Here is a 21,729-nt window from a genome sequence, read left to right on the forward strand (position 1 = left end):
TGGCGCTCTCGCTGATTGTTCTAATCTGTAGTCCTCTCGCAGCCCAAACTGGAATGAAAAAGCGCCGTCCTCTGCCCTATGAGTACGGCCGTGTCCTGATCGGCTCTACCACGCAGGGACAGGGCGAACTTCCGCCCGTGGTCTTCGAGCACTGGATTCATCGTTCGAAATTCACCTGCCGCGTCTGCCATGTCGATATCGGCTTCGCCATGAAGACCAATGGAACCGGCATCAAGCAGGCGGACAACATGCGCGGCTACTACTGCGGCAGCTGCCACAACGGCAAGACCATGGTGGATAACAAGGCGGTATTTGCCGCCTGCGGCGCGCGCAACTCTCAGGCCGACGCCCAGCGTTGCGACCGCTGCCACTCCTACGGCAAGGCGGTGAAGAGTGATTATGACTTTGCCCGCTTTACCGCGCCGCTGCCCAGGGAGCGTTTCGGGAACGGTATTGACTGGGAGAAGTCGGAAGAAACCGGCTTGATCCACCCCGCAGATTTTGTTGAGGGCATCTCCATCAAGCGCGGAAACCTTGCCGTGCAGAAGGACTTTGCACTGAACCCGAAGCTGGAGTCGATGCCCGACATCATCTTCTCGCACAAGAAGCACACGGTGTGGAACGGCTGCGAGCTGTGCCATCCGGAGATCTTCTTTGGCGTGAAGAAGGGCATGTCGAAGTACAGCATGGTCGACATTTTTGAAGGGCGCTCCTGCGGGGCCTGCCACAGCACGGTGGCCTTCCCCACCACGGACTGCCAGCGTTGCCACACCAAACCCGTGCAGCAGTAGCCGGAGGTTGCCATGAAACACGCGATGAAGCTCGTGTGTCTGCTGGCGTGCCTGTGGCTGTTTGCCGCAGTTGCGTGGGCGCAGAAGACCGACGAGCCGCAGCCTCCGACAGAGGAGCAGAAGGCCATCCTGCATGAGTTCGACTCGGTTTGCAGCCAGACGCAGGACGCCATGCTGCTCTCCAAGGACGACCTTCAGAAGCTGGTGGAGCGCTGCGACGGGCTCGCCAAACAGATGCCGAAGCTCGACGAGACGAGGCGCAAGGTCTACACGCGCCGTTTGGAGCAATGCAGGGGGCTGTTTGTTTATGTGCTGGAAACCAAGAAAAATCCGGCTCAATAGCGCCGTGGTTATTGCTGTACTGCTGTATGCGGGGCTTGGGCTTGGCACGCAGGCCGCAGCTCAGGCTTACCTGAAGGCCGTGCCATCGCCGGACGCATACGGACGGGTGCTGCTCGGTGGTGGAAACACCCCGCAGAATGGCGTTGCGTTTGACCATTGGCTGCACCGCAGCATGTTCACCTGCCGGCTTTGCCATGTTGACCTGGGCTTTGCCATGCAGGCGAACGCCACCGGCGTTTCGGCGCAGACCAACCATCAGGGCTTCCACTGCGGAGCCTGCCATGACGGCAAGCGGCAGTTCAACGGCAAGGTCATTTTCGCTTCCTGCGAGCCGGGCGGCAAGCCGGAGAGCAGCGAACGCTGTGGGCGCTGCCACTCGGCAAAGAAGGGCGCGCGTAAATACACCTACGCGCATTGGACCGCCAGCCTGCCCAAGGGTGAGTACGGAGTGGATTGGATGGCCGCCGAGAAGCTCGGCAAAGTGAAGCTGACCGATTTCCTTGAGGGTGTTTCCGTGCGCCGCGGAGCCATTGAGGCGCGCAAGGATTTCGGCATTACCACCAAACTGAAATGGGTGCGCGACGTGCGCTTCTCGCACGAACTGCACACGGTGTGGAACGGCTGCGAACTCTGCCACCCGGAAATATTCCCCACCAAGCGCAACGGCGAAACGCACTTCAACATGTATCAGAACACGCGGGGACGTTACTGCGGCGCCTGCCACGGCAAGGTGGCGTTCCCGATGAACGCCTGCAACCAGTGCCATGACCGTGCGCCGAATTGGGTGGATGGCCCGGGCTGGGTTCCGGGCATGTGAGACTCACGGCCCGCGCCAGAAACGCGGGCCGCAACTCTTTACGGCAACCAGTCGTGGGCAGAGTCACATTCCGCCGCCCCGATCCATCCGCACTCAGGGATTCCCCGTGTAATGAGACTGCCTGCATGGCGCGGTTCCCGTGGACGCGAACCGGTGTGCCCAATTCCGTGCTCACAGTGCCAGGTCATGAGCCACGCTGCAGACGGGGTGTTCGCCCGCAGCAGCGCCTCCCGGCACGAGAACGCCCAATCACGTATAATCAAAACGGAGTCGGGGCGTAGCGCAGCCTGGTAGCGCACCTGCCTTGGGCGCAGGGGGTCGCTGGTTCGAATCCAGTCGCCCCGACCATTAATTTCATTAAGGTACAAGCCTCTAGAATTCCTCAAGAAATTCACTGTAGATGATTTGGTAGACGGCGTGGATTTTCAGCCTTGAACGGCGAGGAAGCTCGCGAGTATCCCCGGAGCTTGGGGGCGCGTCCCAATTCCCTATAATTGAAGGCAATACGCGATTTCGGCAGGTTCAATGCGTATCGCCAGCAATCCAATCTGTTTCCCCAGTTAATCCCTGTCTGCAAGTAGTTCGGGACTATTCCGCCCAGCGGGGCACACTCCATTTTTCGGGCAACAGGGGCGTCGTTCATGGCCTGATGCGCAGACTGTCTTGAGAGAACCTGACTGTACTAAAGTGTGGGATGGGGCGAGGGTCGCCATGCCATACTTGCTCCATTGAAGCAGCCGGAGGAAGGTTCATGGCAGCACCAATTCAGAGCGCGGACGATTATGGAAAATTCGTACCGCGGCCTACAGCCCTAGCTCCCTACGCCACGCAACTCCTCAACCGGCTAAAGAACCTTGCACCCAACTTTCGTATGGTGGGGATTGAAGCGCCCGTTGGGTACGGCAAGACCCTGCTTCTGCAGGCGGTGTACCTGGATTGCGATGCTCAAGGCAAGAAGCCACTTTGGGTTTCCCTTGATGATTCCGACACCACCTTGGAGCAACTGGTCGGACTGCTGTTCCGGGCTTGTTCGCGGGCTCATCCGGAAATCGAGCTTCCCAAACTCAATGCTGCGAACCGCAAGGAAAGTTACGGGCGACTGGTTGCGTCTCTGCTCTCCACCTATGGATGTGAGGTGTTCATCGATAACCTTGAGCATTGCCGCGACGCAGCGCTCGGGCGATTCCTTGACCAGATTATTTCGCACGCTACGAACGGACGTATCTGGATCACCACCTCATGCCGGATTGAGACCGATGGTGCCCGGCACATACTTGAAGGTCGCCTGCTCTACCTGAGAAGCGAGGATTTGCGCTTTACGGCAGAAGATATCGCGGGAGTCTTCCGGGAGCGTTGCCGCCGCGGTTTGCTGGCCTCCGAACTGCAACAAGTAGAATCCCGAACCTTGGGATGGCCCATGGCGGTTTGTCTGCTGGCGTCGGCCTGGGACGAGCAGAAGGAATCGCACTTGTTCCTCTCCCAGTTTTCGGGCCGGGACAGGTCGATTGTTTCGTTTTTGCGGTCGCAATTCCTTTCGCGTCTTGAGCCGAGCCTGAGGCGTTTCCTGTTGTCCGTCTCCTGGTTTCGCCCCCTCACCGTGGAGCTTTGCCGATACGCGCTGAAAGATCCCACGTCGAGCCGCATGATTGACAGACTCTACCGGGAGAACTGCTACCTTACTCCGCTGGACCGCAATGGACGCCGATTCGAAATTCACCCGCTGGTGCGCGAATTCCTGACTTTCGAAGCAGAGCGCGAATTGGAGCCGGAGTCGATCGCCACGGTTCTGAAGCGGGCGGTGGACTGGGCTCGCCGCCGGGCCAGCACGGCCGAATCAGTCGAGTATGCTCTTGCCAGCCAATGTCCTGAGACGGCTGCACAGATCATCCACAATATTGCTCCCTACTGGGTGGGGCAGAAGGGGGAACTGGTCTCCTACATCCGTTGGGTGGAACAGGCCAAGGCTATTGGCGCGGAACTCACGCCGGAGTCCGAGTACTGGTATCTGTGGGCACTGCTGTTTACGCGCCAACATGACGCGGCATTTCGTCAGTCGGAAAAGGTGTGGGAGCATCCAGACGGCGAGCAGATTCCCATCGCAACGCGATCCAAGCAGCTTCGTTTGCGCCGCCGCTTCGAGGAATTGCGCATCCTGATTGACTTGTTCCAGGATCGCACCGGCGATGCGGCACGGAAAGCTGTAGCCTGGTTGGAAAACAGCACGGCGCAGAATGACATCAGCATCGCAACGGTGGCCTGTTCGGTAGCGCTGAATGCCACGGTAAATTTCGATTTCAAGACGGCACGCGGAGCTCTGAGCACGGCTCAGGCGGGCATCATTTCGGCCAACAGCGACTACGGTGCCTCGTGGGTCTCCATCCTCCAGGCGCAGATCGATTTCTTTGAGGGCGAGTACTTGCATTGCCGGGAAACACTGACCGGAGCGCTGCGGAAAGCCGTTGATTCGCTGGGGGAGACCGCCTACAACGTCTCTATCATTCACATGCTGCTGGCCGACTGTCTGCTCCAGCTGGGACAAAGGGAGGATGCGCAGAAGTACCTGGAAGCGGGACTGGCGCATCTGCCGTCACACGCCATCAATGAAACAACCTTCCATGGCGTGGAGGCGGCACTGGAACTCTGGGATGGAACGGAGGCAAGTCCACTCTCGCCGGCAAACATCGGTCGCCTCATCGACGCGTATCCTCCTCCGATGAACATCGTTTCGCACTGCTACCTGATTCGGCGGCTCCTGCGTATGCAGCGGATCGATGAAGCCTGCTTGCAGGCGGAATTGGCCGGGTTGAATCTGGGAATAACCCCGCAATCAGCGCAGATGCCATCGGCATATGTGCAGGAACTCGTCAGCATGACGCGTCTGGAATATCTCATTGCGCAGGGCATGAACCGGCAGGCCATTTTGCTGTCAGAAGGGCTGCTGACAGCGGCAGAGAAGAACAAGCGTCGCGCTGTTGCCGTGGAACTGGAAATTGCACTCGCAGTGCTCTCGTTCCGGCTGGAGAATCTGCCGCATGCGTTGCGTCACCTCCACCGGGCCATCCGGCTGGCGGCCAAACGCGGCATCGTTCATCCATTTTTTGTGCGGCTCGACGCGCTTCGTACCATCATTGCGCAGTTTAAGGAAAAGGATTGGGGATTCGTCGACAACGACGAACGGGCGTTGTTCCTGCGTATTTGCGGTGGGCGCTGCCTGGGAAAGACGGTTGCTCCAGAGCCTTCCACGAGCGAGGACGAACTTACGTCCGGTTCACTCACCGCACGGGAACTGGAACTGCTGCGTCTGGCTGATGCGGGACTTTCCAACCAACAAATTGCGGAGCGGACTTCCGTGGCGCTCACAACCGTCAAATGGCATTTCTCAAACATTTACTCCAAGCTTGAGGTTCGTAACCGTTCCGCCGCCACGGCAAAGGTGCGCACGCTCAAACTGATCTAAGTCCGGCGTGCAGCGTTCCGCTCGGCCACACTGGCGCCTTTTGCTGTCAGTGGCACTTCCTTCGGAGAATCTTGCCTCGGCTGTTCAAAAGTATGGGGCAATCTGACGCGCTGGCAGCCAGCATAAGCGTGCAAGTTCATCGCACGGAGTCCATGCATCATGGTCCAACCCGATTCTCAGAATAGAAGCATTGCTTCCGCAGTTCCGCTGCTGGGCAGCTCTATTTTTACGGCTGTCATTTTCTATACAACGTTTGCAAAGGTTATTACGGTTCCTGTCGTCAGCAGCTATGTGGGCGGCAATCTCTTCGAAATCACCCGCTACGTCCGCAACCTGACCGCGCTCTATGCCCCGTGGCTCAACAAGATGATGAATGAGTCGACGGGCAACTCCACTGCGGCGTTACTGCGCATTGGCGCCGTGGCGCTGGTGGTGCTGGAGTGTGCCGCCATCACTGCCTTGGCCCTGCTGCTTCTGCACCTGGTGTTGGCGGCGTTGAGCCATGCCAAAGCCTCCCGCTGGTGCGGCATTGCTGGCTATGTGCTGGCCATGCTGGTTCCGTTGGCAATGATTGCAGCCACGCTGATTGTTGCGAACCAGATGTCGAGCGATCTCGTTTCGCTCGAGGTGCTCTCGCTTCCCAGTGCTCCCAAGGTCCAGCTTGCGGCCGCCATTCTGGGCGGCGTTTGCGCGCTGATGGCGACCAGACGCGTTTCCATTCCGGAAGACGCGCGCTGATTCGCCATTGAGAAGCTGCTGATTTCGACAAGGAGATTTGTCTTGAGCAACAAAGAATCCAAGAACTCCACCCGCCGAAGCTTTCTAAAGGTTTCGGCACTGGGGCTGGGAGCTGCTGCTACGGTTGCCGTCGCGGGTGCGGAAGGTTCCAGCGGGCCGCAGGCAGAGGCGGTCGCGGCGTCAACGCCGTCCGGGGCCAACGCCAATCCCATCGCGCCGATTTCTGCGCCGGCAAAGTGGTCTGCCGAAGCCGATCTGGTTGTGATTGGCGGCGGCGGGGCCGGCCTGGCCGCTGCGGTCACCGCCGCCGAGAGTGGCGCAAAGGTCATCGTCCTTGAAAAGAATTGTTTCTGTGGCGGTGATTCCTCCATCGCCATGTTGTTTGAAGGGTTTGTTCCGAGTAAGTGGCTCAAAAGCCTCGGTCTTTGGGGCAAGGAACTCGATGACCCGAAGCTGATCGAAAAGCGCATCAACGGCCTGAGCGCGACAACCGTCTACGGCTTGGCAGACAAGAACAATCCGAAGCTTGGACTGCCCGTGGGTGCCCTGGCTCCTTCTGTCGCCGTCGAATACATGGGCATCCAGGACGCGTTCAACAACGTCTATACGCCCACGCCGATATGCGGCCGCGATGCCGCATATGTGCGCCGCATCATGGAGGAGCAGGCGGCAACCATCGACTGGTTCCAGGAAAAGATGGACGTGCAATTCTCCACCAGACAAGTGGCGGGCCTGCCCATCCCTGGCATCATGCATTGCCCCATTGACGCCAAGCATCCTGAAGAAGACTGGGAGTACTGGGACCCGCACAACGGCCGCGGTTTTACCGAGCCGCTCTATAACCGTGCGCTCGAACTCGGCGTGACCTTCTACCTGGAGACGCCCGTGACGGCGTTGGTCGTCGATGGCAAGAAGCGCGTGCTTGGCGTGCGTGGCTCTCATCACGGCAAGGACGTGTTTGTAAAAGGGACGGCCACGCTGCTCACCACCGGCGGCTTCGCGGCCAACTCCGACATGCTGTTCCGCTACTGCTCAAAGGATCGCGCCGAAGCTGTGCGCACCTGGAGCGGACCATGGGCCACGGGGGATGGCATCCGCATGGCGCAGGGTCTTGGAGCACGCACGAACATGATGCAGGAAATCGAGATCTGGGACGGCGGCGCACTGCGCGATCATGGAACGCATGGTGTTTATGCGGCGCCGAACCAGTTGGTTCGCCAGAAGTCGCTGACGGTGAACAACCGGGGACGTCGCTTCTTCAACGAGTCCGAGTACCGTGGCTACTACTTCAGCTACCAGTCGGCGCAGACGATTGCACAGCCGAACCACGAGTCCGCCACGCTGTTTGACGCCAATTGCATCAAACGCGAAGACATTATCAAGAAATTCAGTCCGTGGGTGTGTGAGTATCCGTGCAACTGGTTTGACGATGACTTCGAGAAGTATCTGGCGCAAGGCGTCATCCTGAAGGCGGACACAATTGAAGAGCTGGCGCGGAAGCTCGGGTATCCGCCCGAAGAACTGGCAGCGACCGTGAAGCGCTATAACGAGCACTGCGAGGCCAAGTACGATCCGGACTTCTTCAAGCAGGCGCAATATCTGCACCCCATCAAGACGGCGCCTTTCTACGCAGTAAAACAAATCGGCGGCAGCTGCTTCAACACCTGGGGCGGGCTGGTGGTCGATGAGTCGTTCCGCGTGATGGATGCGAAGAATGACCCGATCGAGGGCTTGTACGCCACCGGCGAAAACGTAGCCGGTGGAGCCAGCCTCGCCTTCGTCTTTCCGGGCGGACGGCTCGCCGGTCGAGCGATCATGAAGGCTGTCAACGGTGACGGGGAGGCCAAGCATGCGTAAGCAAAGCTGCATTTTCCTCGCATTGTTAATGACCTTGGTTGCGGCTGGCTGCCGCAACGCCAACGAGCCTGCAAAGCAGCACACGGCTCCCACGCCGCGTTCGGAACCCGCGTTCATCGTGACCGATGCGCCGGGCACCGCTCAGGAAGCCACAACTTTTCCTTCGATGGACAAGCACGCGGCGCACGGCGTGAGCTGCGAGAAGTGCCATGGAACAGCGGCTCCAACCTCCGCGCCTACGTCCAACAAGCCGTGCCTGGAGTGCCACCAGCAGGCCAAGCTGGTGCAGGCCACGCTAAAGTATGACGACGTGAAGCACAAGTCGCAGAACCCGCACGACTCGCATCTGCACGGCGCCTCGTGCCTAGTCTGCCACCACAACCACTCGGCCTCGGTGCTGGCCTGCGACCAGTGCCACATTCCGAAGTTTGGCTGGAAGGTTCCCTAACGCACTACCTCACACCGGGAGGGGGTATATGCCTCCTCCCTCTTTTCATTCCAGATGCAACAAAGGCAGAACCGATGACAAGGGAAACGGAACCACCACTCAACGTGAAAAGCATGGCCGATCTGCCCCGCGCAATGAAGCCGAAGCACAAGCTGCTGGCCTGGGTGTTCACGCGTAGCAGCGCAGTGGAAAAGCTGCTCGACGGACTTGAGTTGTTCATGAAGGCCTCGCGCATTCCGTTCCTCGGACGCTTTCATCCACTCCTGCGTCCGGTGAACAACCACTTCACAAATCTCCCCGTGAAGGTCGACGTGCCGGAGGGAGCGACGGTGCTTCCACCGGAAATTGCAAGGGAGTTGATCCGCCAATCGAAGTACCACCACGTCCTTAATAAGTGCCTGTGCCGTCATGGGCGCGACTGCAAGAATCACACGCACGATATCGGCTGCTTGTTCCTGGGGCAGACCGGGTTTGATGTAACGCCGGGGTTTACGCGGCGCGTCACCATGGAAGAAGCGCTGGAGCATGTTGACCGTGCGCTGGCCGACGGACTGACGCCTACTGTGGGCCGCTATCGCGTGGATAACTACGCCTTTCTTGTACCAGATCACAAGACGTTGCTTGGCATTTGCTTCTGCTGCAGTTGCTGCTGCTTCATGAGCTACTACCGACACGCGCCGGAAGAACTGGTCGCGCCCATTTATCCCAAGCTCTCCGGACTTACGGTGAAGGTGCGTGAAGACAAGTGCAAGGGATGCGGTGCCTGCGTGAAGACTTGCTATTTCCGCGCCATCGAGGTTGTGGACGGCAAGGCAAAGCACTCTGACCGCTGCCGCGGTTGCGGCCGATGCGCACGCACCTGCCCAAACGGCGCGGTGGAAGCAAAGATCAGCGATCCCAACTATGTGGAGAAGACCGTCGGCGAGTTCTCCTCGCTGGCCAAGCTAGACTAAGAATCAAGCAACAATTCCTGCCTGCACTAAAAAGGGCCTGACCGGTGATCCCGGCCAGGCCTTCTGTTGTGAGCGAGGCATTAGTGTAGCGGGTAAGTTCCTTCGGCGAGAGCCTTCAGACGGCGGAGCATCTCAATGTCCATGATGTCGGAGGGAAGCGCCCAGGCATTCTTAAAAGCAAATCTCGTTATCGCATTGCCTTGCGAACTATGCCTGCAACGCACAATCACGCGCGTGCTGCCGTCGGGTTGCGGAAACAGGTTGAAGTCCCAGTTCCACGCGACGTAATTGCCCTTGGCCGGATCGAACACGGGCGTCCAGAGCAGCTCCCATTTGCCCTGCGGCAGCGGGTGGCTGCGGTCGAGTCCGTTGGTGACCATCAGCAGGTTGCGGTTCGGGGTGATGGAGACGATCCGCATTCCCATGCCCTGTTGCGTGAAGGTGCAGAAATCGCCGGCCTTCGTGTTCTGCCACTGCGGATTGATGGTGTAGCTGTTGTGGATGCCAAAGCCAATCATCCGCTCCAGCCAGTCAAAGCTGTAAAAGCCAGCCTTGTCCTGTCCGGCTTGCAGAAGGTAAGGGAAGATCTTCTCCGGAGCTGCGTTAACGGTGGTCGCGACGGTCATTTGCCAGTACGGCTCGCCGGGAACGTAGGAATCTCCCGGCAGTGCCATCGCCACTTCCTGCGGCGTTGCGCCCCAGGTGTTAAGCTTCGGCATCAGCACGAAATCATATAGACAGAAGACGGCTACGATGAGGACCGCAAGAATTGCCAGGCCTTTTGCGCTGAAGATGCCGCGCAGACAGCGGCGCATGCCGGAGAGCTGCGGATTTGGGGAGGTGAATTCCGAACTCATGAAAGCTCCTAGGACTACGATGCCGCAACCGGAATGGATGCTTGTGTGTTCTTCGAACTGCTGTGCGCGATGATCTGATTCGCTGCGTACACGCCGGAGATTGCCGTCGGCTCCAGGCCAAGTCCATTGTGATCGCCTGCGACGTAAAGCCGCTCGCCATACTGTTGCTCCACGTAGGCACGGCCGTAGACATACATAGCCTTGTCCCATCCCTTGTAGCCGATCAGCTTGTACTCGCTGCACACAAGCTCGAGCAGCCTCTCGTCCTTTTCGCGGGTGTAGACCAGGTAGCTGCCGTCGTCCATCAGAGCGGTGAAGATGATTTTCGAGACGAACGGGAAGACGTTCATCTCCTTCTTCGCGTACTGCGGGCGCAGCTTGCCGGAGACATGGTAAACGTAGAGCTTGCAGGTCTGGCGGAGCGATCCCTTCAGCTTGAGCAACTGGGACGTGACAATGGCGGGCGTGGCCAGGACCACGTTGCGCGCTGTGTATTCCTTGCCGTCGGCGGTGGTGAGTACGAACTGTTCGCCCTGGCGCTCGAGCGAGACCACGGTTCCGTACACGACGCGATTGTCGAGACGGCGCTCCATGCCGGCGCGGTCGAAGCTGAAGCGGTGGATGGGCATGGCCAGCCCCATGCAGCAGTTCATCATGTCGAGGGCCGTAATGTTCTCCATGTCGACGCCGGTGCAGGCGTAGGAGAACTTGGAGATGTAATCGTGTGCGGCCTTCTCAAAATTCTTCTCGCGGATGAACTCCGATGCAGGCTTGTAGAAGAGGTCTTCGATGTACTTGTCGGCCGCCATGGCGTCGCGCTGCGTCATGGTCTGGCAGCGCTTTTTGTACTCGACGTAATGACCGATGAAGGTGCGCATGGCCCAGTAGAACTTGAGCAACTGCGGCAGGCGTTTTACCGAGTGCCAGCTGATGGTGTTGAAGCGCTCGGTGTCACTGTTGTGGAAGGTGACGCTGAACGGGTTGATCCAGGTGCGCTTGGTCACCAGACGCTTTGCGAATTCGTAGTTTGCCATCACGAAGTACGCGCCGAAGTTCACCTGCTCCTCCTCGGAGTAGCAGATGCGGCCGCCGAGCACATCCGTCAGCAGTGTGAATTCTTCTCCCGCTTCTTTCAGGCGGAGCGCGCAGGACATAGCCGCGCTGCCTCCGCCAACAATAATCGTATTGGTGTGCATAACATTCCTTGATGAATGTGCCGGCACGGATCTGGAAACCTCCATGCAGGCTTTTGAATCGTCTCATCATGGTCCGAAGCCGCCCTACCCGCACCGGACTAAAGTCGGGAGGAGTGACTATATTCTCTCAGCGCCAGGCGAGCCTTACGGAGCATTTTTCGCAAAAGAAACGGCGTGCAGAAGCACGCCGGATATCTTGCTGCAAGGGTTCATAAACCCACTTCATTGCTCTACGGCTTCGCGCGCTGTGGTGGCAGCTTGCCGCTTCTGCTCGCGCAGCCAATCACACCAAGCGTCGACACCCTCGCCGGTACGGCAGGAGACTTCAAACACCGCAGCCGATGGATTCATCTGCTCCATGCGTTCCTTCAGGGCCTTCACGTCGAAGTTCGACAGCGAAAGGTAGTCGATCTTGTTGATGATCAGTGCGTCGACTACGGAGAACATCATGGGATACTTCAGGATTTTGTCGTCGCCTTCAGGGACGCTCAGGATCATGACGCGTTTGGCGGCGCCAATGTCGAACGAGGCCGGGCAGACGAGGTTGCCGATGTTCTCGACAAAGATCATGTCCAGCTTCTTCAGGTCCATCTCAGCCAGAGCCTCGCCAATCATCGCAGCGTCGAGATGGCAGGAGCCACCGGTGCGCAACTGCACCGCGGGTACGCCCTGCGCGGCGATCTTCTCGGAGTCAACCTGCGACTCAATATCACCCTCAATCACCGCGATGTGGCTCTCCGTGCCCAGGCGGCGGATGGTTTCGAGGATCAGGCTGGTTTTGCCTGAGCCAGGCGAAGCCATGACGTTCACAAGGAATACGTTTTCGGAAGTCAATTCCGAGCGCACCTTCTGTGCCAGGTCCTTGTTCTTGGAAAGAATTCTCTGCTTTAAATCGATGTAGCGAATTTCCGACGTCATTGTATGTCGATCCCTTCAATGCGGAATTCCCGCCCGGTTGCAACCTCGGAATGCTGGCCGCCGCAGCCGGGGCATTGAATCGCCTGCTTGGAACGAATGTCCGCTGAGAACACGAGGGCGCAGGCCTTGCAGCGGAAGGAGAGTGGCACCTGGTCGATGTGCAACTCGGCTCTCTCTGCTAGAGTGCCTTCGGCAACGTAATGGAAGTAGCGCTGCATGAGGTCCGGAATAATGTCGCGCATTTCGCCGATGGTCAATGTGATTCGCGCGATCCGCTGTGCCCCGTTGTCCTCAGCAATCTGCAGCACCGTCTCCAGGATGTCTTTGGTAACGGATAGTTCGTGGATAACAGCCTCCCGTTCTCTGCGCAGGACCGGGGATGAGGTGTCTCTTGACGATCCAGATCATCCCCGGGGCCTGCCCTGAGAGTGCCTTTACTTTGACGAGCCGTTCTGACGGTATGCGGCCTGCTTCGTGTAACCGTCAAAGACGTTTTCGGCAGGCTCGAACATCGTCGCCTTCGGGATAAGCTGCAGCGCCTTGGACGGGCACTGGAGGACGCACTGGCCGCAGCCCACGCACGCCTTGCCGCTGAAGGTGAGCTTGCCATCGGTGACGGACCAGGCGGCAACACCGCAGGCGCCGGTGCAGATCTCGCTGCACGATTCATCGCACTTGCTCTTGTCGCGCGTGCAAACGTAGTTGCTCAGGAACGGACGGGCCACGGCATCCACGCCGGCCAGGTTCACCATCGCGAACTCGCCGCAGTGACACTTGCAGCAGGAGCAGATGCACTCGGCGTTCTTGGAGTTAATGACCTGGATGAACAGACCTTCCTTCGCGCCTTCCGCAACCAGCTTCAGGGCCTCGTCTTTCGTGATCTCGCGGCCCATCTTCTCTTCGATGTAGAACTTCGCGAAATCGCCGAGCATGAGGCAGCGCTCCGCGTTGTGCTTGCAGGGATTGCCGGCCATCTTACCTACCGCGCGGCAGATGCACTCGGCAACGGCGAAGATGGTGTTCTTGTTGATCAGTTCCGTAACGTCGTCATAGGGCTTCACGGCGGAGTCGACGACCAAGTCCTTGCGGGCGGGGATGACGCGGAAGAACGGCTCCGTGTTGTTGAAGACGCTGGTGGCAAGACCGCTGCCAATGTGCTTGAAGAAATCCGGTACCCAGGCGGGCGACAGATCGTTGACGTTGAATTCAAACAGGCCGTGAGCCACCGGCACTGGACGGTACTTGGCAACTCCACCCTCACGCAGGCGGAACACGGTGCCGTGCTTCACCATCTGCTCCAGCACCTCGGCGGCATGCGCGGACTCGCGGTTGGTGCGCGCAGCGAACTGCTCGGCGGATTCGTACGTGTCATCCATGCTCACGAAGTAGGAGGCCTGTTCTTCGTTGAACATGTACTTCAGCATGCTGTATTCGACACCCGAATCCGTGGCGGGGTAGCCAACACCTAGGTTGTCCAGCTTCTTGCGCAATTGTGCGTAGATTTCTTCAGCCATTTCCAATCTCTCTTTGCGGATCTGACCCGGGTGCCGATTCTCGGTGACGCCGGGGCTCCGCTCGGCAAATTATCCTGCGAATCCGTTGGCCAAATGTCCTTCAAAACCGCTTTTCTGTTGCCGCATTCCAATTTTGCCATAGGGTGCGCACAGGGCCGCCTGAGGTGAACGTTTCGCAAAGACATCCGCGCCGGTTCCAAACGCGGAAATCTCCGTTGCACCACAAAAGCTCTGACGAAGCTTGCAAAAATCGGCGGGGATGCAGACGTCTGCAAGGTCGAGCAGGGGAGCGCATCCGTTGCGGTTCAGAGAAGAAAGCTCAATGCCAGGACGATAGAGCGTGATTGCCTGACCAACGTGCCCAGCCTGCGCCGATGCTGCCGGCCGCAGGCCAATGATGAGAACTAATGCAAAGAATATGAACAACATCTTCATTCGCAACCCTTTGGAACCGAGCGCTAACAATCTGGGATACGAACCGTGGTACCGGCGTTCGAGGTGCTTCGCGCACGGCATGTGCGGAGAGCAGGTCTTTACACCGCGAGCATCTTTGCAGTAGCGGGCGTGCTTCGCACCGTACTTTGGGATGGCCGGTCAGATTTTCGCAAAGGCTCTAACGAAGACTTGCTCAGCCGGTGTTCGCTGAATGGAGATTCAGAGGGCGCGGGGTCGGAAAGGCATTTGCGCGGGAGCGGAAGAGTTGGAAAGAAGAAGGAAGAGAATCTGCTGAGAGCATGCTGGAGGAGGTGCCTGTGGCGTCCTCCTCCAGCCGGAAGAAACTACGGTACCTTCCATCCGAATTTTGGGATGTGGCACTTGTCGCAGTAGAGGACGGAGTCCGAGTGATTTCTATGGCAGACAAGGCACGAGACGCCGTGCATGTGCGAATTATGCGGGTTCTGCGATTTGTGTTTGCCATCGTCATACTTCGCGGTGGCCTGAATCAGTTTCTGCAAATCGTGGCAGCCGATGCATGCCTTGTTGGAGTCGGGCGCACGGTCCGGTGCATCAACGCCGTGGCACTGTACGCAACCTACACCTAGCTTTGCGTGCTTATCGAGCGACGGCATTGCGCCCGGCTTGATCGTGCCCGGTGCAGCCGTCACAACGAAGAGTTCGGGCGAAAGAGGCTTGCTGGCCACTGCGGGCTTCGTGGGTTCTTCCGTCTTCTTTGACTTGCAGGCCATGCCGCCACACAACAGCAGCGAAAGCATGACGCACGTTATCAGTGCGGAGCAATGATGGAGTTGGTTACGCATTCTTTTTGCCCTCCTTGCTCAGCACATCGCCAACCATGGCTTTTGCCGCGAGCCGCCCGGCGGGCAGCACGCAGGAAATTCCCGCGCCGCCGGCAACGTTTTCTCCCGCCGCATATAGCCCGCGAATCGGATCAAGCTTCTCATCCATCACACGGAAGTTGCCGTCCACGACCATGCCACCCCAGGTGTTGAAGCAACTGCCGCCCACCTGCTTGACCGCGTAGAAAGGCGGCGTCTTGATCGGATGCATGAATTCCTTCTGCTTGAAGAAGTCTTCGTCATAGCCCTTCTCGCAAAGCTCGTTATAGCGCTTCACGGACGCCACCAAGTTGTCCACTGGATAGCCCAGCAGCTTGGCAATGCCTTCGATGGTGTCGGACTTCAGAATGACGCCTTCAGCAAGGTACTTTTCAAAGTCGCTGTCGAACCACTTGCACGGATACTCGCAGATCCAGCCCTTGAACTTCTTGATGAGGTCCTCACGCTTGATGCAGTTGGCGTCGAACAATGTGGCCGATTCGTGGTTGGGTTGTGCGATGGTCTGCGACGCCTGGTAGCTGAAGTAGTAGCCTGCATATTGGCTTTCGCAGAAGAAGCGCTTGCCCTTGTTGTTCACGGTCAGCGATTTCTGTCGTACCAGTTGGTTCGGAGCCGAGTACACGCCGTGCGTACCGTGGTCGCGCAGAGCTCCACCGTCCCACATTTCAATCTCGTTCATCATGTTCAGCTTGGCGCCGAGTGCCTGGGCCATGCGGATGCCATCGCCGGTGGCGCTGGGCAGACTCCAGCAGCGGGCCGACTCCACGCGGTCCTTGGGTGCGTACTTGTAGAGCATGTCGCGGTTCGCAGCAAAGCCGCCGGTGGTCAGCAGCACGGCCTTGCCCTGCACGTAAACGTGCGAACCGTTCTCAACCGTGCCGCGAACTCCCACCACACGAGGCTCCGAGTTGCAGACCAAGCCCGTCACCGGCGTCCCCAGGTAGAAGGTCACGCCGAGTTCCAGTGCCTTGTCGTAAAGAGGCTCGGTGAATCCGCGCGCGTTGTGTGGGTCCCAGTACTCCCAATCTTCTTCCGGGTGCCTGGCGTCGATGGGGCAGTGCATGAGGCCGGGGATCGGCAGGCCGGCGACGGGCTTGCGGGAGAACTGCACGCCCATATCGCTCTGCAACCAGTCGATGGTCTCTGCCTGTGCTTCAAGGATCCGGCGGATCAGGCTGGCATCGCGTCCGGCAATCGCCGTGGGCGTGTAAAGGTTGTCAAAGAAATCATGGATGCCCATGGCGGCGATGCCGAGGCTGGGAGCAATGGCGGCAATCGGCACGCCGAGTTTCGGATTCTTCGGGTCGGCGAGGCCATAGACGGTCGTCGCGCTGAGGCCGACAATGCGCTTGGCCGTAAGCTGTGGGTCGTCCAACTGATCGCCCCACATGCCGAGGCTCTTCATCCACTTGCTGGGAACGAAGCCGCCGAACAGCATGGCCTGCGAAGCGTCGCCGCCGGCAAAGACATTCTTCTCAAGAACAATGACCTTGACGCCCGCCTGCGCCGCAGTGACAGCCGCCGTCAGGCCAGAGCCACCAGCACCGACGATAATGACGTCTGCGCTGGCACCCCAATTGTCAGGGATGGGCAGGGGTGAGATCGGATTCGACATGACTCCGGCACTATTGGTGTTGCCGGAATCTCCATGCTCATGCGCTTCTGCCCGTGGGGTGCCTGCGGAGGCGGCGATTCCCGCTACGGCCGCACCGCCGAGTCCCAAGGCGGAAACCTTCAGGAATGATCGCCGGGACGATTGCTTGTCTTTCTTAAAATTCACATTAGTTCTCCTGAAATAAAGGCACGCCCACAACAGGCCCCTGGAACCTGCCTGCCAGAGCATGGACGATTGACAGTGTATCGTCGCGCACTTCAAGCCTGCAGCACGAAGTAGAGCAGTCAACCGCGCAAGTATCGTGGCAGTCCGCAGAATTCAGCGCGCCCTACTTTGGAATGGCAAACTCAGTGGTTGGGTTATTGCGGGAAGATCCGTTCGCCGCGCGATTCGGAATAAAAAATCTCCGACGCATGGCTGGCCTGCTCACGGCACGATTCGCCGGAGAAAGCTGCGAGCGGCCAGGGAAGCCGTCCCTTCCTGGGCAGGCGAGGGTATTCGAGAATCACATCCGTCACTTCAAGGCTGGCAAGAATTCGGCGGATGCTGCATCCATTTTGTCCGTCGGCGCTGCGCTCGCAAGCTCGGCTGCAGGGGCGTTGCTCATGTCGTGGCGACATTCCCATCATCAATTGGCCCAGATTCTGAGGCCGTTCGTCGAGTGCGACAAGCGCGGCATTATCGGTGCGGAGGAAGCGTTGGAACTCCTCGGCGAGCTGCATCGAGGACTCAAGCCCCAGGCATGAGGCCAGGCAAAGGCACGAGGCTCCCGGCACAATCCACAAGCGCGTCGGCATGGCCCCGCTGCCGGTGCGCGGCGTGACAAACGCGAGATGCATGCGCGACTGATCGCAACCGTCGTAGCCGATCATTCTGAGATGACGGCCCGCCAACGGGATCTTCGTCGTCCATGCGGGCCGGGGCTGGTCAATCGTGGTCATGTGCAGAAGCTGCTCCCGACGATGCGGAACAGCATCGTCACATGTGCCGAGTATGTGCTGCCGGGGAAGGCAGAAGGCCATTCTTAAGGAGGGAAATAGGCACAACTTCGCGGTGCAACTCCGGCGCAGGCGAACCGGCTGCCGCTGCGGCATGGGCGTCTCTTCGGAAGGAACCCGGCCGGGAGCAGTCCTTGAAGTCTGCTCCCGGCCGGGTGTGATTGACCGCTTTGTAGAGCCGCTACGCCTTGGGGTGCGAGCGCCGATAGTTTGCGATGTCTGTGTATCCGTCCCACATGTCGGGCGCAGGCTCAAAGATGTTGGACGGGGCCTTGGCAATCAGTTTCAGGGCGTGCTTCGGGCACTGGCGCACGCACTGTCCGCAGCCAACGCAGTTCTTGCCGGAGAAGCGCAATTCGCCGGCTTCGGTCTTCGTCCAACCGGAGACAGCGCAGGCGCCGACGCAGATGTCCGAACAGCTTCCGTCGCACTTGCTGCGATCGGGGGAACAGACGTAGTTGCTGACGAGTTTGCGGCCGATTGCATCCACTCCGGCCAGGTTCATCATTCCCAACTCGCCGCAGTGGCACTTGCAGCATGCGCAGATGACTTCCGCCTGCTTGGAATTGATGACCTGCAGATACAGGCCGTCCTTGATGCTCTCTTCCACGATCTTGACAGCTTCATCAACACTGATCTGGCGGCCGGTTCCATTTTCAATGTAGTAATCTGCGGCATCATTCAGCGTCAAACAGCGTTCCAGGCTGTTCTTACAAGGGTTGCCCATCGCCGCGCCCACCTTGCGGCAAACGCAGTCGGCCACCGCCACAATGCGTGCGTTGCGGATCATGCCTGCGGCATCGTCATACTGCAGAAGCTTGGAATCGGCCGTGACGTCTTTGTTCACCGGAACAATGCGGAAAAACGGGGTGGTGGTGGAAAACACATTGTGAACCAGACCGTTCAGCACATGCTGGAAGAAGTCCGGCATCCACTTCATATTCAAGTTGTTGACGTTGAACTCATACATTCCGTGGGCGACGGGGATGGGGCGATAACGCACAACGCCATCCCGGTGCTGACGGAAGATCAAGCCTTTCTTGGCGAGGCATTCGAGGATGATTTCTGAACGTCCGGCTTCGTGCTTCGTGCGGGCAGCGAACTCGGCGGGCGTCTCATACTTGTCCTCCATGTCGACCACGTAGCTGGCCTCTTCCTCGCTGAAGAAGTACTTCAACAAGGTGTATTCCACGCCGGACTCCATCTTCGGATATCCGACGCCGAGGTTATCCAGCCGCTTACTGAGCTGATCATAAACAGTTTCAGGCATCACGAAATCTCCTGTCGCGAGCACGAAAACGGTGCCCATCGCGGGCACCGTTTCGGCTGGGAGGACAACTATTTCTTTGGACCGAAATCGAAGCGCTTGGTCAGGTCAAAGTGCACAGAGTTCTTCTGCATCTGGCCGGTTGCGCCAAATTCTGCGATGCCGCGCATCTGGGCGATGACGCCGTTCGGCAGGAAGATGATTACTTCGGGGCCGATGCCAAACACCTTGTTCTTCACGGTGCGGTCCCAGGTGATGTCGTTTCCGCTGTCGCGCGTCACCTTCCATTCGGCGTAACCCACGGGGCCAACCTGGACGCGGGGGTGAATGGAGTGTGCGAAGCCGTATTCAATGTGGAAGTCATCGCCCATGCGCACGTCGGAGTGGCGCTTGGAGGAGTGAATTTCATAGCGGGGCAGCACGAAGAAGTTCGACTTGTGGTTCTTGTCAAGGTAGTAGGTAATGCCGAAGGAGGGGATCACCGTCCACTCGTCATTGCCCGCCTTGTCAGCGCTGCCGGCGGCGCCCACGGGAATGTGGTTGTCGCTGCCCAGAACGATATCCATGTTCTTCTTGTGCCAGCCCAGTGCCACGGAAACGATGGGATCGATCAGGTGGGTGCCGTGCGTGCTGTAACCGACTGCTGTCTCCTTCAGGTTCACGCTGGCCGCGCCGGTGGTCAACGAGACGAGGAAGTTTGAACCTCCGACCAGCTTCTTGTTCGGAACGTAGATAAAACGGGGCAGCACCGCAAAGACACCAGCATCCAGACCAAGCGGAACATCCTTCCCGGAGTTGTTCTTGAGCGTGGTTGCCGACTGGTAGAAGTTGTAGTCCTTGATATAGAAACCCGGGGCAGGAACGGTTGGAGCATAGAAGCCTTCAGCTCCCAACCCGTAAACGTACCCAGCTTGGCCAATGCCTGTCGTCTGGGCGGCCGCTAGTTGCGACAGGCCCAGGAGAATGAGTATTACTGCGAGAACAAACTGCTTCTTCATCGAAATGTCCTTCGTATGTTTGAAGTCCGCATACCCAAGGGGACGAACTATCACGAGCGCAACACGGAGCATCGCCCTCGCACTGCGTTCTCTCTTGGTTCACCACACGTCTCGAAAGTCGTGCGTGGCCATGGTTGCAGTACTGTGAAAAATCCGTCCCATACTTTGGAACAGTGATGGAGTTTTTGTGCCCTGTCTGTCTGGCATCTCCTCGGGATGATTCGTGTAATCCCATTTGCGCATGAAAAACAGATATGTATGGGAGCCTGTCCGCGGAAGACCGCACAGTGTTGCCTGGAGCGTACTTCCTGAATGGGCTTGATTTCTGAGCAGGTGCTTAAATGTGAGGCGGGCGGGTTCTGTGGTTGGTTTCTGCTATGAAGAGGCGTCGAAAACTGTTGCGCAACGAAAAACGCCTATCGATCGAGCACTGACTGCGGTCGTCAACTCGGCACCGAGACAATCGAGGCAGATCATGGGTGTCGAACCGGGTGTGCTGGGGGGGATTATCGGGACTTTGCAACCGGCGCGGCCTAGAGATCTCTGCCCGACGAGTTTTCTTGCTGGCGATCGGTTGGCCGCTAGCTGGACTCAGATTGACCACTAGGAACTAAAGGGGCGGCAGCTCAAATCTGCCCGTGTTTTGCGCATTTTTCCCATCAATTCCATCCACAATTCATTCGCATTGAAATTGCTGTTGCACTACGCTGTGACGATGCTTCGTGGACTAGCATGGCGCGCGGGGGAGAGATATCGAGCCGCAAGCAGAGCCGCCCTGCCAGCCTTCGATACTATGCGAGGGATTGATCGAGTAGTTGAGATCGACTCGGAGTGGATGGCGAGGCGAAGAGAGCGGATGGGGGGGGGCTTTGGTGTGCGTGAAGTCAACACTCCCCCCTCTCGCTTCGCGAGAGGGTATGGCATTCGAGAACCATGCCCAGAGAAAGGGTGCGCCACCCGCCGGGAATATTTTGATCTGATGGGGGTGTGATGAAGAACAGGCTGTATTGGATTGCAATGGGTGGGCTTTCGTTCTGGCTTCCTGCCATCGTTGTTAATGCCGCCCTCAATCAGAAGTCGAATCTTTGGACACTGAATGCTGTTCCCCTCGCGGGAGTAACTTTGCTTGGCGTGGCAAGTTGGATAGTTACCAAGCACCTGCCTAGATGGAGGTGGGTTTTGGCCAGGATATATATTCTCGGGCCTGTCTCCATGCTAGCTCCGTCGGTATTTCTTCATGTCCAATCTTCGCCGAAGGTACCGGGAGAGAGCACTTGGATGTTCCTCTTCTGCCTGCTTCCTCCAATGACGCTCTGGATGGCATTGCTGAACGGAATGCTATTTTCGGTGCTGATCGTCAGTGTGACATTGCCTTTTCTAGAGAGGTATCGCCGAGACCGAGTATAGCTATGACGAGTTCAGATGGCTGTACGACGAGGCTTGGCGAGTGGTGCACCCTTTTCGTCGAGTAAGTAAGCGGGTGCCCTATCCTTCTCGCGCAGCGAGAGGGCGGTGGCGAAGGCTTGCAGTATAGGTGTCTGTCGGCAGGTTGCCTTGAGGCGGCCTGCCGCTTGTGTTTTGGGAGCGGGTGGCCCGGACAACGTTCTGTTCGTTGTCCGGGGGAGTTGAATGTCTATGCCGCTGGTTCTACAGCCCGCAGGAGAG

The 21,729-nt window shown here is 58.4% G+C and carries 19 protein-coding genes and 1 tRNA gene; 9 read left to right on the forward strand and 11 right to left on the reverse strand.

Annotation, left to right across the window (positions count from 1 at the left end; genetic code table 11):
- Window positions 1-53: 53 nt before the first annotated feature.
- From AC6IZO_RS15915 to AC6IZO_RS15955, 9 genes are all read left to right on the forward strand, one after another.
- A complete protein-coding gene (locus AC6IZO_RS15915; RefSeq protein WP_497806379.1) occupies window positions 54-791 on the forward strand; it encodes a c(7)-type cytochrome triheme domain-containing protein in 738 nt (245 codons plus the stop codon).
- Between the two features lie 12 nt (window positions 792-803).
- Window positions 804-1,133, forward strand: a complete 330-nt coding sequence (locus AC6IZO_RS15920) for a hypothetical protein (protein WP_497806381.1) — start codon at window positions 804-806, stop codon at window positions 1,131-1,133.
- Window positions 1,134-1,137: 4 nt separating this feature from the next.
- Entirely contained in the window at window positions 1,138-1,950 is an 813-nt protein-coding gene (locus tag AC6IZO_RS15925) for a c(7)-type cytochrome triheme domain-containing protein (protein WP_497806383.1), read from the forward strand.
- 271 nt (window positions 1,951-2,221) lie between these two features.
- Window positions 2,222-2,298: transfer RNA gene (locus tag AC6IZO_RS15930), tRNA-Pro, on the forward strand.
- Window positions 2,299-2,701: 403 nt separating this feature from the next.
- Window positions 2,702-5,407, forward strand: coding sequence for a winged helix-turn-helix domain-containing protein (locus AC6IZO_RS15935; protein ID WP_497806385.1), 2,706 nt, complete (start codon window positions 2,702-2,704; stop codon window positions 5,405-5,407).
- Between the two features lie 159 nt (window positions 5,408-5,566).
- On the forward strand, window positions 5,567-6,145 hold the full coding sequence (locus tag AC6IZO_RS15940) for a hypothetical protein (protein WP_497806387.1): 579 nt from the start codon (window positions 5,567-5,569) through the stop codon (window positions 6,143-6,145).
- A 42-nt stretch (window positions 6,146-6,187) separates the two neighbouring features.
- Window positions 6,188-8,002: an FAD-dependent oxidoreductase gene (locus AC6IZO_RS15945; protein ID WP_497806389.1), complete on the forward strand. Its 1,815-nt coding sequence runs from the start codon at window positions 6,188-6,190 to the stop codon at window positions 8,000-8,002.
- A gap of 28 nt (window positions 8,003-8,030) precedes the next feature.
- On the forward strand, window positions 8,031-8,450 hold the full coding sequence (locus AC6IZO_RS15950; protein ID WP_497806391.1) for a cytochrome c3 family protein: 420 nt from the start codon (window positions 8,031-8,033) through the stop codon (window positions 8,448-8,450).
- Between the two features lie 113 nt (window positions 8,451-8,563).
- Entirely contained in the window at window positions 8,564-9,403 is an 840-nt protein-coding gene (locus AC6IZO_RS15955) for a DUF362 domain-containing protein (RefSeq protein WP_497806393.1), read from the forward strand.
- An 80-nt stretch (window positions 9,404-9,483) separates the two neighbouring features.
- Here the strand turns inward: AC6IZO_RS15955 and AC6IZO_RS15960 are convergent, their stop codons facing one another.
- The 11 genes from AC6IZO_RS15960 to AC6IZO_RS16010 form a co-directional block, all read right to left on the reverse strand.
- The gene (locus tag AC6IZO_RS15960; RefSeq protein ID WP_497806395.1) at window positions 9,484-10,260 is read right to left on the reverse strand and encodes a hypothetical protein; all 777 of its coding nucleotides are present in this window, start codon (window positions 10,258-10,260) and stop codon (window positions 9,484-9,486) included.
- A 14-nt stretch (window positions 10,261-10,274) separates the two neighbouring features.
- Window positions 10,275-11,456: a hypothetical protein gene (locus AC6IZO_RS15965; protein WP_497806396.1), complete on the reverse strand. Its 1,182-nt coding sequence runs from the start codon at window positions 11,454-11,456 to the stop codon at window positions 10,275-10,277.
- A gap of 222 nt (window positions 11,457-11,678) precedes the next feature.
- Window positions 11,679-12,374 (reverse strand): hydrogenase nickel incorporation protein HypB, encoded by a 696-nt coding sequence (gene hypB, locus AC6IZO_RS15970; RefSeq protein WP_497806398.1) that lies wholly within the window; start codon window positions 12,372-12,374, stop codon window positions 11,679-11,681.
- Window positions 12,371-12,745 carry a hydrogenase maturation nickel metallochaperone HypA gene (gene hypA / locus AC6IZO_RS15975; RefSeq protein ID WP_497809984.1) on the reverse strand — a complete coding sequence of 125 codons (375 nt, stop codon included), beginning with the start codon at window positions 12,743-12,745 and terminating at the stop codon, window positions 12,371-12,373. Before hypA ends, hypB begins: the two co-directional genes overlap by 4 nt.
- A gap of 63 nt (window positions 12,746-12,808) precedes the next feature.
- Window positions 12,809-13,888: a 4Fe-4S dicluster domain-containing protein gene (locus AC6IZO_RS15980; protein ID WP_497806400.1), complete on the reverse strand. Its 1,080-nt coding sequence runs from the start codon at window positions 13,886-13,888 to the stop codon at window positions 12,809-12,811.
- 69 nt (window positions 13,889-13,957) lie between these two features.
- Window positions 13,958-14,323: a hypothetical protein gene (locus AC6IZO_RS15985; RefSeq protein WP_497806402.1), complete on the reverse strand. Its 366-nt coding sequence runs from the start codon at window positions 14,321-14,323 to the stop codon at window positions 13,958-13,960.
- Between the two features lie 344 nt (window positions 14,324-14,667).
- Window positions 14,668-15,147 carry a cytochrome c3 family protein gene (locus AC6IZO_RS15990; RefSeq protein WP_497806404.1) on the reverse strand — a complete coding sequence of 160 codons (480 nt, stop codon included), beginning with the start codon at window positions 15,145-15,147 and terminating at the stop codon, window positions 14,668-14,670.
- Window positions 15,140-16,966, reverse strand: coding sequence for an FAD-dependent oxidoreductase (locus AC6IZO_RS15995; protein ID WP_497806406.1), 1,827 nt, complete (start codon window positions 16,964-16,966; stop codon window positions 15,140-15,142). The genes AC6IZO_RS15990 and AC6IZO_RS15995 overlap by 8 nt, the downstream gene beginning before the upstream one ends.
- A gap of 194 nt (window positions 16,967-17,160) precedes the next feature.
- Window positions 17,161-17,742 (reverse strand): hypothetical protein, encoded by a 582-nt coding sequence (locus tag AC6IZO_RS16000; RefSeq protein WP_497806408.1) that lies wholly within the window; start codon window positions 17,740-17,742, stop codon window positions 17,161-17,163.
- Between the two features lie 238 nt (window positions 17,743-17,980).
- Window positions 17,981-19,069 carry a 4Fe-4S binding protein gene (locus AC6IZO_RS16005; RefSeq protein ID WP_497806410.1) on the reverse strand — a complete coding sequence of 363 codons (1,089 nt, stop codon included), beginning with the start codon at window positions 19,067-19,069 and terminating at the stop codon, window positions 17,981-17,983.
- A 68-nt stretch (window positions 19,070-19,137) separates the two neighbouring features.
- Window positions 19,138-20,064 carry a SphA family protein gene (locus AC6IZO_RS16010; RefSeq protein ID WP_497806412.1) on the reverse strand — a complete coding sequence of 309 codons (927 nt, stop codon included), beginning with the start codon at window positions 20,062-20,064 and terminating at the stop codon, window positions 19,138-19,140.
- Between the last annotated feature and the right edge of the window lie 1,665 nt (window positions 20,065-21,729).

This window comes from Oryzophilus luti (assembly GCF_059726245.1).

Bases quoted from the DNA above. Each gene is read 5' to 3' on its own strand.
- AC6IZO_RS15915 (WP_497806379.1), top strand. From the start codon at position 54: ATGAAAAAGCGCCGTCCTCTGCCCTATGAGTACGGCCGTGTCCTGATC.
- AC6IZO_RS15920 (WP_497806381.1), top strand. From the start codon at position 804: ATGAAACACGCGATGAAGCTCGTGTGTCTGCTGGCGTGCCTGTGGCTG.
- AC6IZO_RS15935 (WP_497806385.1), top strand. From the start codon at position 2,702: ATGGCAGCACCAATTCAGAGCGCGGACGATTATGGAAAATTCGTACCG.
- AC6IZO_RS15940 (WP_497806387.1), top strand. From the start codon at position 5,567: ATGGTCCAACCCGATTCTCAGAATAGAAGCATTGCTTCCGCAGTTCCG.
- AC6IZO_RS15950 (WP_497806391.1), top strand. From the start codon at position 8,031: ATGACCTTGGTTGCGGCTGGCTGCCGCAACGCCAACGAGCCTGCAAAG.
- AC6IZO_RS15955 (WP_497806393.1), top strand. From the start codon at position 8,564: ATGGCCGATCTGCCCCGCGCAATGAAGCCGAAGCACAAGCTGCTGGCC.
- AC6IZO_RS15960 (WP_497806395.1), bottom strand. From the start codon at position 10,260: ATGAGTTCGGAATTCACCTCCCCAAATCCGCAGCTCTCCGGCATGCGC.
- AC6IZO_RS15965 (WP_497806396.1), bottom strand. From the start codon at position 11,456: ATGCACACCAATACGATTATTGTTGGCGGAGGCAGCGCGGCTATGTCC.
- hypB (WP_497806398.1), bottom strand. From the start codon at position 12,374: ATGACGTCGGAAATTCGCTACATCGATTTAAAGCAGAGAATTCTTTCC.
- AC6IZO_RS15980 (WP_497806400.1), bottom strand. From the start codon at position 13,888: ATGGCTGAAGAAATCTACGCACAATTGCGCAAGAAGCTGGACAACCTA.
- AC6IZO_RS15985 (WP_497806402.1), bottom strand. From the start codon at position 14,323: ATGAAGATGTTGTTCATATTCTTTGCATTAGTTCTCATCATTGGCCTG.
- AC6IZO_RS15990 (WP_497806404.1), bottom strand. From the start codon at position 15,147: ATGCGTAACCAACTCCATCATTGCTCCGCACTGATAACGTGCGTCATG.
- AC6IZO_RS16000 (WP_497806408.1), bottom strand. From the start codon at position 17,742: ATGACCACGATTGACCAGCCCCGGCCCGCATGGACGACGAAGATCCCG.
- AC6IZO_RS16005 (WP_497806410.1), bottom strand. From the start codon at position 19,069: ATGCCTGAAACTGTTTATGATCAGCTCAGTAAGCGGCTGGATAACCTC.
- AC6IZO_RS16010 (WP_497806412.1), bottom strand. From the start codon at position 20,064: ATGAAGAAGCAGTTTGTTCTCGCAGTAATACTCATTCTCCTGGGCCTG.